The organism is Streptomyces gottesmaniae (genome assembly GCF_031845845.1).
GTDB lineage: Bacteria > Actinomycetota > Actinomycetes > Streptomycetales > Streptomycetaceae > Streptomyces > Streptomyces akebiae.
Genome location: NZ_JAVRFJ010000022.1, coordinates 1 through 16,607 on the forward strand (window position 1 = coordinate 1; position 16,607 = coordinate 16,607).

Sequence of the window (16,607 nt, forward strand, 5' to 3'; positions counted from 1 at the left end):
ACGCGGACAGCCGACCCGCCGCAGCGGGGGCGGTGTTCCCCGTGAACCCCCGCCCCGACTGCTGCTGTTCGCAGGCTCAGCTCGTGCCGTTCGCGGCCCAGCTGCGCCGCCCGCGGTTCAGTTCGTGCCGACTCGTGCCAACAGGTCGACGATCCGGGTCTGCACATCGGGGCTCGTCGAGCGCTCCGCGAGGAACAGGACCGTCTCCCCCGAGGCCAGGCGCGGGAGTTCGGAATGATCGACGGCGGCGGTGTAGACGACGAGCGGGGTGCGGTTCAACTGGCCGTTCGCCCGTAGCCAGTCGATGATCCCGGCCTGCCGGCGGTGCACCTGCAGCAGGTCCATCACCACGAGGTTGGGCCGCATCTGCGCGGCGAGGGTGACGGCGTCCGCGTCCGACGCCGCCCGGGCGACCTGCATGCCGCGCCGTTCCAGCGTCGCGGTCAGGGCGAGCGCGATCTCCGCGTGCTCCTCGATGAGCAGGACGCGCGGCGGGTGCTGCTCGGAGTCGCGCGGGGCGAGCGCCTTCAGCAGGATCGCCGGGTCGGCCCCGTACGCCGCCTCCCGCGTCGCCTGGCCGAGACCCGCCGTGACGAGGACGGGAACCTCGGCGGCCACGGCGGCCTGGCGCAGCGACTGCAGTGCGGTGCGGGTGATGGGGCCGGTCAGCGGGTCGACGAACAGGGCGGCCGGGTACGCCGCGATCTGGGCGTCCACGTCCTCGCGGGAGTTCACGATCACGGGCCGGTAGCCGCGGTCGCTCAGCGCCTGGTGGGTCGACGCGTCCGGCGCGGGCCACACCAGCAACCGGCGCGGGTTGTCCAGCGGCTCCGGCGGCAACTCGTCGTCCATCGGCTGCGGATGCGGCCGGTCGGGGATCTCCACCGCGCCGCCGGGCCCGTCGAGCGGCTCGGGGCCTTCGGCCGCGTTCTCGTCGGGCGCCCCTATGGCGTACGACCGTCCGGCACCCTCCGTACGACCCGCCAGCCGGGACTGCCCGGCGAGGGACGGCTGCGGCGGGAGCGGAACCTGTCCGGCGAGCGAGGGCTGCGCCGGTAGCGGGACCTGGCCGGCGAGGGAGGGCTGTGACACCTGCGCGGCCGCCTGCGGCTGGGCCGCCGCCTGGCCGGGGGGCGGCGGGGTCTGGCCGGTGCCGAGGCGCACACCCGTGCCGTTGGTCGGCGTGGACTGCGGGTGAGGGCGCGCGGCCGTCTCGGGGCGGTCGCCGGTCGGCTGGGGCGGCGTCCCCAGCTTGCGGCGCCTGCCGGAACCACCGGGCTGGTTCGGGGCGGGTGTGGACCCGGCCTGGGGCTGCGCCTGCGCGGCGGCCTGTACGCCGGACTGCGCTGTCTGTGGGTGTGCCTGTCCCTGGGTCAGAGCCTGACCTTGGGCTTGGACCTGTGCCTGGGGGCCGCCCTGGCGGGAGAAGGGGACACCCTGGCCGAGCGTCCGCACACTGATCGACCGGCCCTGGGTGGAGTTGGGGTCGACAGGCGCGGGGGCCGTGGGGCCGGTGGGCGCGGGGGGCTTCGGCGCGGCCTGCACCTGAGCTTGGGCCGGTGCCGGTGCCGGTGCCGGTGCCGGTGCGGGGGCCGGGGCTGCGGCTTCGGCAGGCAACGGCTGTGCGGCGCGCGGCTGCTGCTGGACCGCGACCTCCGGCGGCAGCGGGGTGCCCGAGGACGGGGTGGACTGCGGAGGCAGGGGCGCCTGAGGAGCGACCACGGGGATACCGGCGGCGGAGGTCTCGTGGCGCGGATCGGGCCAGGACTGGGGCTGCTGTTGCGGATGGGCCGCTCCGGGGGCGGCGACCTGAGCGGGGGCGGGCTGCTGGGCGCCGGGCATCCCTACTGCGTTCACCCCCGTTGCGGGCATCCCTGGTGCGGGCATCCCCGTTGCGGGCACGGGCTGAGCGACGCCCTGGACCGGCTGCGCGCCCTGCGTCCCCGGGACGGCCGGGATCCCCGGGACGGCCTGGATGCCTGGTACGCCCTGCGCTCCCGGTACGACGACGGAGTGTCCGAGGGCTCCGGCCTGAGCGGGCACCTGGTGGCGGCCACCGGGTGCCCCTTGCGGCGGGACGACTCCCTGGACGGCACCGGGTTGGCCGACGGCAGGGTGCCCCGGGGTGTGCTGGGCGGCAGCGGCCTGCGCGGCGACAGGCTGCCCGGTGGCCGCCTGTCCGGGAAGGGCCTGACCGGGAAGGGCCTGACCGGCGACCGCCTGGGCGGCGCCCCCCGGAACCCCTTGCGGAGCGACGGACTGCGCGGCCGCGATCCCCGCCGGGACGGGCTGACCGGGGGCTACCCCAGCGGCCTGGCCGGGCACTGGCTGCGGTCCGCCGGGGACACCTTGCACAGGCACGGCCTGCGGTCCGCCCGGGACCCCCTGGGCGGAAACGGGCTGCGCGGCGGCCATCGGCGCCCCCTGCGCGGGGACCGGCTGCCCGGGTCCTCCCTGCGGGGGGACGCCCTGAGCGGGAGCGTTCTGTGCCGGCACCCCTTGCCCCGGCGCCATGGTGCCCACGCCGTCGCCCTGCTGGGGGGCGGGCTGCCGTACCGCACGGCGGCGGCCCGTGGGTGTGGGCACAGGGTGCGGTTGCGGCGGGGTGTGGTCGCCACCTGGGTTGTGGAGCGCGGCGTCATGGCGACCGTCGTCGGCCTCCCCGACGGGGACACCCGACATCGGCGCCGCGGCGGCCACTTGGCCCTCACCGGGTGCCTGCTCAACCGGTGCCTGCTCGGCGGTGGCTTGACCGGGAGCGGCCATCTGCCCCGCGTCGGCCCCCTGCCCCGAGGCCGGCCCGGCGACGCCACCCGGCGCCCCCGGACCGCTCTGGGGAAGCTGCTGTCCGACCCCGGTGAACTGCTGCCCGACACCGGCGGCAGGCACCGGTCCTCCGGCAGGCGCGACTCCCCCGGGCGGCACGGGCCCACCGATGGGGACCTGCCCTCCTACGGGCACCGGCCCGCCCACGGCGGGAACTGCGCCCGCAGCGGCCGCGGCACCCTGGCCGCCGCCCTCGCCGTCGTACCCCTCCCCGGCCTGCGCGGGCCCGGCGGTAGCGGTCGTCGCGGCGGGCAGGGGCATCGGCATGGGTGTGCCGGGGGCAGCTGGCGCCGCGGGCAGCGGGACCGGGCCGAGGCCGGGGGCCTCTGTGTAATCGGGGCCCCGGTCGGCCGCGGCCGGTGGCAGGGCGAAGACGGCTCGCGCACCCGGCTCGGGCGCGGCGGCGCGCTCCTCGCTGCCCCCGAGGGCGCGACGGCGGCGGCCGGTGGGCTGCTGGGCACCGCCTGCCTCGTCGTCGTCGGTCGCCTCGGCGGCGGCCGGGACCGGCCCCGCGGGCAGGGCCGGCGGCAACGCGTTCTGTGCGGCGGGCTCCCGGCGCGCGCGCCGTCCGCTGGGGGCGGGCACGCCCTGCGGCGGCACGGTCCCGCCCAGGCCGGTGGCGGCGGCAGCGGCACCCGCCGCGTGCTCGGCCGCGGTGACGACCGCACCCTCGGCGGCCACGGCCTCACCTGCCTCCTCGGCCGAGGAGGCCCTGCCACGCCGCCGTCCGGTACCCCCGGAGCCTTCGCCCTCGGCGCCCTGCGCGGGCCCGGCGCCCTCATCGGAACCGGCCGCGCCGACGGCCGCGCCCGGCGCACCGGCCGCCTCCTCCGCCCTGCGCCGACGTCGCCCGGTCGGGGCGACAGCGGCGGCCTCGGCCTCCAGGCCCTCGGCAGCGTCCTCGCTCTCCAGGAACGCGTCCACCGACGAACGTCGCGCCCGCCGCCGCCCACCACCGACGGGGGCCTGCTCGGGCAGGGCGACCTCGGCGCCGGTGGCCACGGGCCCGGCATCGGCCTCGACGACCGTCGCTGCGGGCAACTGCGCTGCGGGCACCGCCCCGGCACCACCGCCGAGCGGCACCTCCAGCACATACGCGCTGCCGCTCATCCCCGGTACCTCGACCGTCTGGAGCACACCGCCGTGCGCCCGCACGATCCCCTGGACGATCGGCTGGTGCACCGGGTCGCCGCCGGCGTACGGCCCGCGCACCTCGATGCGCACGACCTCACCACGCTGCGCGGCCGCCACGACGACGGTGTTGTCCATGTAGCCGCCGACGGACATGGGCGCGTTGCCCGTCGCGTCGACACCGGCGACATCGGCGACGAGATGCGCGAGGGCGGTCGCGAGCCGCGTCTGGTCCACCTCGGCCTCGATGGGCGGCGCGTGCACGGCGAACTGCACCCGTCCCGGCCCGACCAGTTCCACGGCCCCGTCGACCCCGGCCGCGACGACCGCGTCGAGCATCACGGCCGTACGCACGAGGTCGTCCTCGCCCGCGTCGATCCGCTGGTAGCCGAGCACGTTGTCGATGAGCGTCGTGATCCGGGAGTACCCGGCGGTCAGATGGTGCAGCACCTGGTTCGCCTCGGGCCACAGCTGCCCGGCGTCGTCGGCGGCGAGCGTGCCCAGCTCGCTGCGGAGCTGGTCGAGCGGGCCACGCAGCGAGGTGCCCAGCACGGCGAGCAGCTGCTCGTGCCGCGCGGCCAGCGCCTCGTACCGGTCCTTCTCGCGCTCGCCGAGCGCCGCGTACCGCTCGTCGCCGGCGGCGAGTTCCTCGGCGTGCTGCTCGCTCAGCTCGGCCAGCTCGGCGGCGTGCTCCTCGCGCACGCCCGCGAGTTCCTCGGCGTGCTCCTTGGCGAGCCGCTCCAGCTCCTCCGCGTGCGTCTCGGCCTCGGCGTCCTTCTCCTCGGCGAGCTTGTCGTACGGCCGTCGGTCGGTGAACGTCATCACGGCGCCGACGAGCTGATCGCCGTCGCGCACCGGCGCGGTCGTCAGATCGACCGACACCTTCTCGCCGTTCTTCGACCACAACACCTGACCGCGCACCCGGTGCTTGCGCCCGGACTTCAGGGTGTCCGCGAGCGGCGACTCGGTGTACGGGAAGGGGGCGCCGTCCTCGCGGGAGTGCAGCACGAGCGTGTGCAGCTCACGTCCGCCGAGGTCACTGGCCCGATACCCCAGTATCTGAGCGGCTGCCGGGTTGACGAGGACGATCCGCCCGTCGGTATCGGTCCCGACGACACCCTCGGAGGCGGCCCGCAGGATCATCTCGGTCTGCCGTTGCGAACGCGCGAGTTCGGCCTCGGTGTCGACAGTGCCCGAAAGATCCCGTACGACCAGCATGAGCAGCTCGTCGTTGGCGTAGCCGTAACCGTCGTACGCCTGCTGGCCGTTCTCCAGATTCGCGCTTGTGACCTCGACCGGGAACTCGCTGCCGTCGGTCCGGCGGGCGATCATCCGGGTCGGCTTGGTCCGCCCCGTCGGGTCCATGGTGTCGGGCCGCCGCATCGAGCCCGGGATGAGCCGGGAGTCGAACTCGGGCAGCAGATCCAACAACCCGCGCCCGACGAGCGCGGTGCCGGGTGCCTCGAAGGCCTCCAGCGCGATCGTGTTGGCGTTGACGACGGTCCCATTGGCGTTGACCAGCACCAACGCATCGGGCAGTGCGTCCAGTATGGCTGCGAGGCGAGCAGCGCCTCGGGATGGCCTGCTGCTCACGAGACGCTTCCTCCCTGTTACCGCACCTTGCCGACCGCTGGGCCCGTGGCCATCTTGCCAACCGGCCCGCAACGTGTCACGCGAGGGAGTCTACGGGCAGAGGTTGCGCTCGCGACGCCGGATGAGAGGGAGGTCGCACACCGAACATACGGAGATGCCGTGACCGCGCGGACGGGGATGCCGTGACCGTGTGTTTTGCCGGAGGACCTTGACGGAGGCACATATGTACGGGCTGTGCGCGGGCGTCGAGGGGAGCGTCCGCGCCGCGCGAGGGGTGGCCGGTTTCGCGCCCTTCCTCTTTATGCGCGGAGCTCTGGCAGCACGGGAACCAGGGCGTCCCAGCGGGCGATCTCGCAGCCGTCGCCGCGGTCGAAGCGGGCGTCGACGCGGCGTCCGGCCCAGGTCCCGGTCACCTGCGCGGTGGCCGGTCCGCCGTACTGCATCGTGCACACGGTGCCGGACCGGACCGGTGCGAACGGATCCGTCCCCCAGGTCGTCCGGCGATCGAGCCGCCCGCACGCCTCCCGCACGTCCGGGTGGTTGCCCCCTTCCGGATGGCACCGCAGTTCGAACGTCCCGTCCGCCCCGCCACCGGCCTGGCGCACCGTGACGGTCAACCGGTCACCGGGGCCGGCGGCGGGGGTGGGCATGGGCAGCGACGGCTGCGAGACCGGCTCGGCGGCGTACGCGTCCGACGCCACCGGCGCGAGCGTGCCGGCGGCGGCCGCGGCGATCGAAGTGAGGGCGCCGAGGAACAGCCGGCTCAGGGCGGCGGCGGGGCGGCTCGGGTGGGGGCCGGAAAGGCTCTGCGACATGACCTGACTAACGCCACGCCCGCCCCACGGTTGCGGCTGCCGCCGCGCGCCGCGTACGCCCGCGCCGACGCTGCGACGCACCACTCCCGACGTGCCATACGGCTTTGCCCTGCGGCCTCTCCGCCTAGTACCGTGGGAGGCGATTGGTGACAGCCCACCCGGCTGTGTCATCATCTGCACGCACCACTCGCGCTCGCGCGGGCGGTTGTGCTGGAGGCGTCGCCTAGTCCGGTCTATGGCGCCGCACTGCTAATGCGGTTTGGGACTTCAATCCCATCGAGGGTTCAAATCCCTCCGCCTCCGCGCTTGATCACCGAAGCCCCGGTCCCCGCGACCGGGGCTTCGTCGTTCCCGGCCTCGCCCCGAGACCACCTCTATGAGGTGTTTTCCCAGGTCACAAGGGGTACAGCAAACGGATTTCACATGGCGACGGCAGTCATGTAATGTTCTTCCTGTCGCCGCGAGCGGGCCGAAAGGGCCGGGAGCGGCGGAAAAACAAAACAAGCACTCGTAGCTTAACGGATAGAGCATCTGACTACGGATCAGAAGGTTGCAGGTTCGAATCCTGCCGAGTGCACAGCAGACCAGAGGCCCTGTGGAGTGATCCACAGGGCCTCTGGCTTTTGTGTTGACGGCAGTGTTTGACGGCAACCGTGGATCGCGCGGTGACAGGGCCGCCGCTCCGGCCGCCGCTTTCGTCTCATCTGTTGCCATCACCTCTCTCATTCCGATAAACCCGATACGCGCGGATCGTCATGCCCTGGCCGCTGCTGGATGCGACGTGCGCACGCCGTCCTCCTGGCGGATGTCTCGGACGGACGGCAGTCCCGCACCCCGGTGGGGCTCCCGGGGTCGATCATGGGCGCCAGGGGGGTATCACCGCATTGGCAATGACCAGAGGTGAAAAGGGATGGTTCGGTGGCGTAAGCGCTTTGGCCGTGGTGCTGCTTCTGCTGCTCCTCAGCTCTTGTGGCGATGACTGTGAGGACGTGGCAGCGGCGCTGGGCGCGACGGTGACCGTCACGGCCACTCCGGGCCCGGCTGGGAGCCAGATCGGGAAAGTGTCGACAGCGCCTCGGAGAGAGCACGGCAGAGCGGGTTGAGCGTTGCCGTCCACGACGCCAGCAATCAGGACGAGGCTCCAGGCGGGGACTGGACGGTGTGCTTCGAGAAAGCGACCTTGAGCAAGGTCGACTTCGCTGCCGTCCCGGACGGGGCGCCGTGCCCGAAGAAGGACGGTCGACGCATTCCCTGGCCCAAGATGCCGAACGTCAAGGGCGCCACGTACGCCAGGGCAGTGGAGAAGCTGGGGGATGCCGTCGGTGACGTAGACATCGAGGCTGCCTACGCGGACGAGGCTGCCTATGACACGAACAACGATGATGGTGACTACGCGAACTGGAAGGTGTGCTTCCAGAGCGTCAAGGCTGGGGCTGCCCTGCCGTTTGAACCAGATGTCACTCTGCACGCCGTGGAGAAGGGCGAGGCGTGTCCGTCATCGAAGGGGCTCTACAAGGACCCCACGAACGATCCCGGCTACGTCGACCCCGATTATGTCGACCCCGACGACGAATCATCTGCGGACGGCGGAAGCAGTGGTGGCAGTGGTAGCAGTGAGGAGGACTACCACCCCGGTGATAAGGGTGGATGCCCGCCTGGCGGTTGCTACAACCCGTGTCCGCCCGGCGGCTGCCGGTAGGACGCAGAGGCCGCGCCGATGTTGCTTGGCGCGGGCCTCGATAGGTGGAGTGGGCGCTCTTGCTATTTCAGCGCGTCCCCGACGCGGTCGAACGCCAAGCGCTGGGAGTCGAGCCGCACGAAGGTGCGGGGATCATCACGTGCACGCAGAGCACGGGGCCGTAGCCGGTGGTGTACTCGACGTTGAAGGAAGCCGCTATCTCGCAAACCCTCGCTCACCGGAAGCGGGGACAGGGGCGACCGTTTGCGGTGGTTCAGAATGCCCTCAAATCTCTGCGGGAACCTCGGTCGAAGGAAGCAGACTGCTTTCAGGAGCGAAAACCTACAGTGCCGCATGGTTGGCCCGCGGTCGCTCAGCGCGGTAGGTGTCGAATGCCCCGTCCTCGCGTCCCGTCCCACCGGCTACCGCCGACGGCCGGGTTCGAGGTGCTGCGCGAGGTCTCCCTGCAGACCAACCCACATCAATCGCGTGGTCGCGGAGACACTGATCGCCTGGGTGTGGTCAGGGATACAGGGCCTGCTCCACGGTGGGGTGGCAACGGATGACAGCGTCGACGCCGACCAGCTGCGGGACACGCAAGGGGGGAGTCCCGGTCGACTGGTTCGACTGGTTCACCAACCAGCGCCTCACACCGCGATCGGAGACGTCCCACCCCATGAGCACGAGACCACCACTGCTCGACACCAGCCCCAGCCGGCGACTGGAGTCGATGCGTAGCGCCTCCACTGATCCTGGAGCGGTTCACACAGGGGCGGCCCCGAGCCATTGTCGGGCCGCCACCGTCAGTCCTGCGTTCGGATCAACTCTGCTGCTGTCCCTGCCGCATGGCCTCGTCCGTCATGTCGGTCACCTGGCCTGCCGGCGGTGCTTCGGCGTCGACCTCGGTGCCGAAGTCGGAGTAGTTCATCACCATGGTCATCTTGACCTGCTCGGGCGAGGCGCTGTTGTCCGCCTTCGCGCCGGCCCCGGCCGGAGCCTTGACCGTCATGTCGATCTGCTGGCGGCGCAGCCGGCCGTCGTCGTCGAGCCAGACGTGCATCGGCACCGTCGGGCCGACCTGCTCGCGCAGCTGAGCGCCGCCCGGCAGTTCGGCGACGTTCACCGAGACCCGGTAGCGGGTGGTCTCGACATCGTCGACCTTCTCGGAACCGACCTCGGTGACATCCTTGTCGGTGATCGCCTTGGCGTACGCGGCGGACTGGGCCGGATCGCCGATGTGCTGGCCGCTCACCCCCTGCGCCTGCGCGGCCTTCTCCAGGTCGATCTTCATCCAGGGCTTGCCGCCCTGGGCCTTCTGCCCGGGCACCTTCTGATACAGCACCTGGTCGACGACGCGCTGCTCGATGCTCTTGCCCTCGGCGGTGACGGTCATGACGCTTTCGCCCTCTTGGAAGTCGAGCGCGCCCTGGCCGTCCGTGGTGATCGACTGGCCCTTCGCGGACACCTTCATGTCGATCGTGACCTTGGCCGTCTCAGCCTCGGCCGTCTTGTCGTAGGCGGCCCGTACCGCGGTGGTGCCGTCCTCCTGGGCGCCCGCACTCCGGCTTGCACCGGACGAGGAGTCGGCCTTGTCCGACGCCGGTTCACTGTCATTTCCACAGCCCGTCAGAACGATGCTGCCCATCACCGCGGCCGTCCCGATCGCCGCGGCTTTCATCCTCCTGTTGTGCATGTGAATACCCATCCCCTCATCGACCGCCGGCCGACTTCTGCAGACCGACTTTCTGTCGTCCCGAATTCCCAAGACCCAGCTGAACACGCCTGTCGCCTACGCGCCTTGGCGCGAAAATGCGGGTATGGCGAGGTGCAGGCGGGCTCTCTGAGACAACAAGCCGTTCAGCGTGAATGGACCTTGCGATCGGGGGAAACATGCGCGCATTCCGGCAGTGGAAGGTCATCACGACCTTCGCCGGAATCCGGAATCCATTCCAGCATTTGGAGTTCTGTATTCCGGATCGGTGATCTCGCTGAGTCAGTAGCCAGAACTCGCCGTGTTCGCGCACCGGATGCGGATGCGGATGCGGATGCGGGTGCGGGTGCGGGTGCGCGGTGTAGCCGGTCGACGGCTCGGTGGCGTCCGAGGCGGGGGAGGCCCGGCGACCCGCTTCGCCGGTTCGGGCCAGCGGGGGCACGGGTGGGGCAACCCGGGCCGCCCTCGATCGGGACCGGAACGAGCTTCGCGACTTCAGGGCCGCACTCGGCTGAGCCGCAGCCCGGGCCGTGTCGTCGGCGTGGCGGAATCCCGGGGCCCGGAGGAAACTCCGGGATGTCGCAGGAGCGGTCGACGAAACGGTCGCGGCAGAAGTCGCTGAGTGCGGTGCTGTCGGATCAAGGTGTCGCGACGGGGGAAGCCGGCGCCTGGGACGTGGAGGGGCTGACTGAATGCGAGGGGATGTCGGCGGGACGGACCGGGCTGTCCGAATCGCTGTCCGTGACGGCCAGCAGTGCGCAGGCAGCAGCCGCGACCAGGCCGAACAACACGATGACGGCCCGGCGAGGGGGCAGGAAGGACCGCCTGGACCTGGTGGGAAGGGCGGCGGGCCGCAGGTGTGGCGACTCGACGCTGTCGGCCCGGGCTCCCAAGGCCTCGCGCAGTCGTTGTTCGACCTCCGCGTGCTGGATCTGGCTGCGGCTCATCGCTAGATCTCCGCGAGGCGCCCGCGGCGGGAAGAGCGGGAGCGCGGGTGAGAGGTGTGCTCGGTCATCGAGGTATCTCCAGTTGTCTGCCGAGAGCGTCCAAAGCCCGGCTGGCGGTTGACTTGACCGTCCCACGGGAGACTCCGAGGGTGTCGGCGATCTGAGCTTCGGTGAGATCCGACCAGTAGCGCAGGACCAAGACCTCGCGTTGTCGGCGGGTGAGGCGCTGCAGCGCGTCGATCACTTCTTGGTGAGTCTCGGCAAGGAGCACGGTCCTGTCAGCGGACGGGACATGGCGTTCACGCTCAGGGACGTAGGCGCGTGCCGTACGGCGCCGGCGCAGAACCGAGCGGGCTCTGTTGACCACACTGGTCCGCAAGTACGCCTCGGGGTCGTCCAGTTCGGCCAGTCGGCGGCCGTGGCGGCGCAGGAGCGCGACGAAGGCGTCCTGTACGACGTCCTCCGCCGTCGGAAGATCGTCCACCAGAAGCAGTGCCAGCCGTACGAGCGCCAGTCGACGGTGGTGGTAGAGCTCATTGAAGCCCGGCTCCTCGCCGGCTGTCACCGTGCTGGGGGGCCCGGTGTCGGACGGTCTCCTTCCGCTGCCTTTCCGGCTGTCCTTCCGGCCGGCCAGTGAACGCAGCACGAGTCCGCGCTGCGTTCGGCGCATCAGATTCACTCCGCCGCAGAGCAAGGGGTGCACCGGCCTGAACGTGGTGCGCCACCAGGCGTGTGACGGTGCTGCGGTGGGGATCGCCGCTGTTCTCACATGTCTCCTGAACGTCACAGTACGGTCCGTCCGCCCAGGGGCCCGGGCGGACGGACCGCTGCCGGCCTGAGCCCGCAGTAGGCGTTCACGTGCTGTCGCCGAACGACCTGGCGTCGATCAGCGGGTCAAACGCTGAAGAACCTCACTCGGCCGCAGCCGCAGGCTGCACGGGCTGTGCGGGCTTGGCGTGGTCCGGGACGTCGGTCTCCGAGCCCGGCACGTGAGGCTGTGCGGGCTTGGCGTCACCGGGGACGTCCGTTTCCGAGCCCGGCACGTGGGGCTGTGCGGGCTTGGCGTCGCCCGGGACGTCCGTTTCCGAGCCCCGGGCGGGCGTCTCCGATCCGGAAACGTACGGCTTGGCGTGCTTCCCGGTGGACGTGGACGCCGCCGGAGACGCGGCCTGTGCCTTGTGCGCCTCGGCGGGAGCATCCGGCGAGGCGGCCGCGGCGTGAGCGGTGAAGGCTCCGCCCAGGGCCAGGGCGGTGCCCACGACCGAGGCGCCCAGGGCGGCGCGAACCCGGCTCGGAAGGGGGCTGCGGACAGCGGCGTGACGTACTGACATGTTCGGTCCTCGAGATCATCGGTCTTGGCGGTTGGTGACCGTCCGTCATGGGTGGCTTCCCCTGCGGCGGCTCTGTACTGGAGGCGCATCCACCCCGACAGACGCCCGAAGGCCCTCACGGTTGCGGGTCGGGAGAGACGGACCCAGGGCTGTTGCAGTGATCTGCGTCACTCGGGGCGCCTGACGCCACGCCCGTCTCCACGACGGTGGTCCTGATCCGGGCGGGCATGTCCGTCAGGCGGGAGGACGGGGGCGAGTCCTCCGGTCCGGGAGCGGCCTCGGCCGGGGCTGTGACGGACTTCTCGAACAGCGCGGGACGCTCCCGCTTTCGACTGAGCGACTGAGGGCGGCGGAAGCGATGACCTGGACCGGCACTGGGCCGCTGCTCGGCTCGGCGCCGGTATGTCGCGAGTGGTCGGCGTCGTCGACGGAGATCGTTCCGGGGGCCGTGCCCTGCGCGGCTTTCCGGCGACCAAGATCAAGAGGGTCGGAGCAAGTCCGGGTCCTCGATGGTTGGCGCATACTGGTCGCAATGACAAAGCCAGGTGCACCGAAGCGCTATCTGCCCACCAGTCCCTTCAAGGCCCCGGTCGCCCCGCCTCCCAAGCACTTCGCGGTGGGCGACCAGGTCACGCATGACATGTACGGTCTCGGCCGGGTGATCGGTATCGAGGACGGGATCGCCGCGCTCGTCGACTTCGGGTCGGCACGGCAGCGGATCCTCAGCCCGTACAGCAAGATGAGCAAGCTGTAGGACGGCGGCGGCCGGACGGCCGCACGACCGCTTGACCTGCGACGCCGCTGGGTTTCGCTCCGGAGGGGCGCGCCCTCCAGCTTTGCCATGCCCACGGCCCCGTCGTGCCGCCCCGAGGTCCACACCCCGGCCGTTGTGCGGACGCGTTGTCAGTGGTGCCCTCTACTGTCGTGGGGGATGGCACGTGTGTGGAGATGTACGGGGCTGCGCTGGAGCGAGGGCGGGGCGCCGTCGTTGGAGTGGGCGGGTGGACGGGGGAGTCCGCTGCCGCGGGGGAAGTCGGTGGCGTTCCGGGTCGTGAGCGACGCGCGGACGTGCGTCGGCGCTCGCGGGAACCCGTGTCCGGTGCGGGCTCAGGTGCCGGGGCGGAGTACCGGGGCCCGGTGCGAGGAGTGTGCGCGGCTCGACCGGGCGCATTCCGTGGCCGCCGACACGATCGCCGACGACCCACGGCCGTACCACGTGTACCTCGCGTGGTTCGGGCCCGGCATGGTGAAGGTCGGGATCACCGCCGTCGAGCGGGGACCGGCGCGGCTGTTGGAGCAGGGGGCGGTCTGCTTCGGATGGCTCGGGCGGGGGCCGCTGATGGCCGCGCGGCGATCGGAGGAGATGCTGCGGGCCGCGCTCGGGGTGCCTGACCGGATCCCGTACGCCGAGAAGCGGGTCGGGCGGGCCGGTCTGCCGGCGATCGAGGAGCGCGTCGCGGAACTGGCCGAGCTGCATGCGCGGGCCCAGGCGCTCGCGGGCTGGCCCGAGTCGCTGGAGCGCGTTCCCTTCCAGGCAGTCGATCACTTCGGGACGTTCGGGCTGGACGAGCTGCCGGCCGCCGACGGCGTGGTGACCGAGCTGGTCACGGGCGGGGCCGTGGGCGGAGAGATTCTCGCGGTCGCCGGGCCCGATCTGCATCTGGCCACCGGGCGGGGGGTCGTGGTGCTCGACACACGGCTCATGACCGGGTGGGAGCTCACCGGACCCGTCGGCGAGGACCCCCGCGACGTCCTCACCCTGCCCGTACGGGAGTTGCGAAGCAGGGGGGACGAGAGCGTGCAGGACGGGTTGTTCTGAGGCTCGGAGAGGGCTTTCCCAGGCAGGTGGTGCGTGGGCCACGGTGCTCCGAGTGAGGAGGGCGCATCATGACGGCGCTTGCGTAAGAGTGCTGTCAGGGCGGGTCGGCCCACTGCCCCTGGTCGTGGTGGCAGGGCTGTGGACCCCCGGTGAGGCGGCCTGGGGAACGCCGTGGAAGCGATCAGAGAAGTGCTGGTCGGTGGGGGTGGCGTCCGAGAAGTCGGGGATCTTCCCAGGCGTTCCCTGAGAGGCGCCTGTGCGTTTCTCAGAAAAATCACAGGTTCCGGAAAGGGTGTTCTCAGGGGGCCCCGACAAGGTGTCCAGCATGACCACGACCTCGCCCCAGGGGCGCACCGAACTGCTGAGGCCGGACGGGAGCCCCGTCCGAGTGCTTGTGGTGGACGACGAGCTGTCGATCACCGAACTGCTGTCCATGGCCCTGCGCTATGAGGGATGGCAGATCCGGAGTGCGGGGGACGGCACGGGTGCCCTCCAGACCGCCCGCGACTTCCGGCCCGACGCCGTCGTCCTCGACATGATGCTGCCCGACATGGACGGCCTGACCGTCCTCGGTCGGCTGCGGCGCGAGTTGCCGGACGTGCCCGTGCTCTTCCTGACCGCGAAGGACGCGGTCGAGGACCGGATCGCCGGGCTCACCGCCGGTGGCGACGACTACGTCACCAAGCCGTTCAGCCTCGAAGAGGTCGTCGCCCGGCTGCGTGGGCTGATCCGGCGCTCCGGCGCCGCCGACCGCCGCTCCGACTCCGTGCTCGTCGTCGGTGACCTCATGCTCGACGAGGACAGCCACGAGGTGTCGCGCGGCGGGGCGAACATCCACCTCACCGCCACCGAGTTCGAACTGCTGCGCTTCCTCATGCGGAATCCGCGGCGCGTGCTCAGCAAGGCGCAGATCCTCGACCGCGTGTGGTCGTACGACTTCGGCGGCCAGGCCAATGTGGTCGAGCTCTACATCTCGTACCTGCGGCGCAAGATCGACGCCGGGCGCGAGCCGATGATCCACACCCGGCGTGGGGCCGGCTACCTGATCAAGCCCGCCTCGTCATGAGCGGGCGGCGACGGACGCGTACGCAGAGGCAGTCGAGGCCGAGGGCGTGGCTGAGGCGAGGACAGCCGCGCACGCTGCGTACGCGGCTCGTCGTCTCCGCGGTGGCGTTGATCGCGGTGGTGTGTGCGGTGATCGGGACGGTGACGACGGTCGCGCTGAGCGAGCATCTCAACACCCAGTTGAACACCCAGGTCGAGGAGGTCGCCAGGCGCGCCTCCGGCGGCCCGATGAAGCTCGGTGGCGATGATGTCGGGCCCCCGCCGGACGGACCGTTCGGGTTCGTCACCAAGGGCGGCACCGAGGAGAACACCGTCGTCGCCCAGGTGAGTGACTCCGGAGGGATCACCGACGCCGTCGTGGCCAAGGCGCAGAACTCCGACAGCGAGGGCTTCCAGGGCATGAGCGCCGTCGCGCTCAGTGCCGGGAAGGTGGCTGCTCTCGCCAACGTGTCCAAGACCGGCATCCACACCGTGGAGATTCCCGGTCTCGGCGAGTACCGGGTCAAGTACATCGAGGGCAACCGGGGCAACTTCTACGTCGCCCTGCCCACCGAGTCCGTCGACAACACCCTCAGCACCCTCATCGCCGTAGAACTCAGCGTCACCGCCGCAGGTCTCATCGCCGCCGGTATCGCCGGGTCCGTCCTCGTCGGTGTCGCCCTGCGGCCCCTGCGGAAGGTCGCCTCCACCGCGACCCGGGTCTCCGAACTGCCGCTGCACACCGGCGAGGTGACCCTCAACGAGCGCGTGCCGGTCTCCGAGACCGATCCGCACACCGAGGTCGGCCAGGTGGGTGCCGCGCTCAACCGCATGCTCGACCACATCCACGGCGCCCTGCACTCGCGGCAGGAGAGCGAGACGCGCGTACGGCAGTTCGTCGCCGACGCCAGTCATGAACTGCGGACGCCGCTCGCGTCCATCCGTGGCTACGCCGAGCTGACCCGGCGCGGCCGCGAGGAGATCGGGCCCGACACCCGGCATGCGCTCGGGCGGATCGAGTCCGAGTCCGGGCGGATGACCATGCTCGTCGAGGACCTGCTGCTGCTCGCGCGGCTCGACGCCGGACGGCCGTTGCAGTTCGAGCAGACCGACCTCATCCCCCTCGTCGTGGACACCGTCAGCGACGCGCGGGTCGCCGGGCGGAGCCACCGCTGGCGGCTCGACCTGCCGGACATGCCCGCGCTCGTGTCGGCGGACGCGGCGCGCCTGCAACAGGTGCTCGTCAACCTGCTGGCGAACGCCCGTACGCACACGCCCCCGGGCACGACCGTCACCGCGCGCGTGCAGCGGCGTGGGCCGTGGATGTGCGTCGACGTCGAGGACGACGGACAGGGCATCCCCGAGGAGTTGCTGCCGCACGTGTTCGAGCGGTTCGCGCGAGGCGACTCGTCGCGGTCCAGGGCCTCCGGCTCGACCGGACTCGGGCTCGCCATCGTGCAGGCCGTCGCCGACGCGCACGGCGGTGCCGTGACCGTCGACAGCGTGCCCGGCAGGACCGTGTTCACCGTGCATCTGCCGGCCCTCGGCCGGGACGTACCGCTGCTCGACGACGTCGCGAACTGGGAGCTCGACGACCTCCGCTACGACGGCGAGCACGACGGCGCGTTCGACGGGAACGACCTGGTGACCGGCGCGACACGTCGGCAATCGGACTCACAGGCGCACCACAGTGTGAGCACACGGGCATAACA

Annotated in this window: 11 protein-coding genes and 2 tRNA genes; 7 read left to right on the forward strand and 6 right to left on the reverse strand. The window is 71.5% G+C overall.

Translation table 11 applies throughout. The annotated features are described in order from the left end of the window. Positions 1-117 precede the first annotated feature (117 nt). Entirely contained in the window at positions 118-5,550 is a 5,433-nt protein-coding gene (locus tag RM704_RS24030; RefSeq protein ID WP_311591185.1) for a PAS domain-containing protein, read from the reverse strand. Positions 5,551-5,849: 299 nt separating this feature from the next. After that, entirely contained in the window at positions 5,850-6,365 is a 516-nt protein-coding gene (locus tag RM704_RS24035) for an SSI family serine proteinase inhibitor (protein ID WP_052145973.1), read from the reverse strand. A 212-nt stretch (positions 6,366-6,577) separates the two neighbouring features. Here RM704_RS24035 and RM704_RS24040 point away from each other — a divergent pair. The 3 genes from RM704_RS24040 (at position 6,578) to RM704_RS24050 (ending at position 8,064) form a co-directional block, all read left to right on the forward strand. After that, positions 6,578-6,668: transfer RNA gene (locus tag RM704_RS24040), tRNA-Ser, on the forward strand. A gap of 201 nt (positions 6,669-6,869) precedes the next feature. After that, positions 6,870-6,942, forward strand: a tRNA-Arg gene (locus RM704_RS24045). A gap of 522 nt (positions 6,943-7,464) precedes the next feature. Then, the gene (locus RM704_RS24050; protein WP_157856676.1) at positions 7,465-8,064 is read left to right on the forward strand and encodes a hypothetical protein; all 600 of its coding nucleotides are present in this window, start codon (positions 7,465-7,467) and stop codon (positions 8,062-8,064) included. A gap of 799 nt (positions 8,065-8,863) precedes the next feature. Here the strand turns inward: RM704_RS24050 and RM704_RS24055 are convergent. The 4 genes from RM704_RS24055 to RM704_RS24070 all read right to left on the reverse strand — a co-directional run bounded on the left by RM704_RS24055 (position 8,864) and on the right by RM704_RS24070 (position 12,032). Next, positions 8,864-9,721, reverse strand: a complete 858-nt coding sequence (locus tag RM704_RS24055) for an SCO4651 family lipoprotein (RefSeq protein WP_311591188.1) — start codon at positions 9,719-9,721, stop codon at positions 8,864-8,866. A 671-nt stretch (positions 9,722-10,392) separates the two neighbouring features. Continuing rightward, positions 10,393-10,701 carry a hypothetical protein gene (locus RM704_RS24060; RefSeq protein WP_033526726.1) on the reverse strand — a complete coding sequence of 103 codons (309 nt, stop codon included), beginning with the start codon at positions 10,699-10,701 and terminating at the stop codon, positions 10,393-10,395. 64 nt (positions 10,702-10,765) lie between these two features. After that, complete coding sequence (locus RM704_RS24065; RefSeq protein ID WP_052145971.1) at positions 10,766-11,371, reverse strand: SigE family RNA polymerase sigma factor; 606 nt, start codon at positions 11,369-11,371, stop codon at positions 10,766-10,768. 241 nt (positions 11,372-11,612) lie between these two features. Beyond that, positions 11,613-12,032 carry a hypothetical protein gene (locus RM704_RS24070; protein ID WP_157856675.1) on the reverse strand — a complete coding sequence of 140 codons (420 nt, stop codon included), beginning with the start codon at positions 12,030-12,032 and terminating at the stop codon, positions 11,613-11,615. Between the two features lie 532 nt (positions 12,033-12,564). Between RM704_RS24070 and RM704_RS24075 the strand changes: the two genes are divergently transcribed. The 4 genes from RM704_RS24075 to RM704_RS24090 all read left to right on the forward strand — a co-directional run bounded on the left by RM704_RS24075 (position 12,565) and on the right by RM704_RS24090 (position 16,605). After that, positions 12,565-12,786, forward strand: coding sequence for a hypothetical protein (locus tag RM704_RS24075; protein ID WP_033526723.1), 222 nt, complete (start codon positions 12,565-12,567; stop codon positions 12,784-12,786). A gap of 177 nt (positions 12,787-12,963) precedes the next feature. Further along, on the forward strand, positions 12,964-13,851 hold the full coding sequence (locus tag RM704_RS24080) for a DUF2797 domain-containing protein (protein ID WP_063774472.1): 888 nt from the start codon (positions 12,964-12,966) through the stop codon (positions 13,849-13,851). A 325-nt stretch (positions 13,852-14,176) separates the two neighbouring features. Further along, the gene (locus RM704_RS24085; protein ID WP_033526721.1) at positions 14,177-14,917 is read left to right on the forward strand and encodes a response regulator transcription factor; all 741 of its coding nucleotides are present in this window, start codon (positions 14,177-14,179) and stop codon (positions 14,915-14,917) included. Continuing rightward, on the forward strand, positions 14,914-16,605 hold the full coding sequence (locus RM704_RS24090; RefSeq protein WP_078937068.1) for a sensor histidine kinase: 1,692 nt from the start codon (positions 14,914-14,916) through the stop codon (positions 16,603-16,605). Before RM704_RS24085 ends, RM704_RS24090 begins: the two co-directional genes overlap by 4 nt. Positions 16,606-16,607: the final 2 nt, after the last annotated feature.

Excerpts from the sequence above, each read along its gene's own strand:
- RM704_RS24085 (WP_033526721.1), top strand. The coding sequence starts at position 14,177 with ATGACCACGACCTCGCCCCAGGGGCGCACCGAACTGCTGAGGCCGGAC.
- RM704_RS24035 (WP_052145973.1), bottom strand. The coding sequence starts at position 6,365 with ATGTCGCAGAGCCTTTCCGGCCCCCACCCGAGCCGCCCCGCCGCCGCC.
- RM704_RS24070 (WP_157856675.1), bottom strand. The coding sequence starts at position 12,032 with ATGTCAGTACGTCACGCCGCTGTCCGCAGCCCCCTTCCGAGCCGGGTT.
- RM704_RS24060 (WP_033526726.1), bottom strand. The coding sequence starts at position 10,701 with ATGAGCCGCAGCCAGATCCAGCACGCGGAGGTCGAACAACGACTGCGC.
- RM704_RS24080 (WP_063774472.1), top strand. The coding sequence starts at position 12,964 with ATGGCACGTGTGTGGAGATGTACGGGGCTGCGCTGGAGCGAGGGCGGG.
- RM704_RS24065 (WP_052145971.1), bottom strand. The coding sequence starts at position 11,371 with ATGCGCCGAACGCAGCGCGGACTCGTGCTGCGTTCACTGGCCGGCCGG.
- RM704_RS24090 (WP_078937068.1), top strand. The coding sequence starts at position 14,914 with ATGAGCGGGCGGCGACGGACGCGTACGCAGAGGCAGTCGAGGCCGAGG.
- RM704_RS24075 (WP_033526723.1), top strand. The coding sequence starts at position 12,565 with ATGACAAAGCCAGGTGCACCGAAGCGCTATCTGCCCACCAGTCCCTTC.
- RM704_RS24055 (WP_311591188.1), bottom strand. The coding sequence starts at position 9,721 with ATGAAAGCCGCGGCGATCGGGACGGCCGCGGTGATGGGCAGCATCGTT.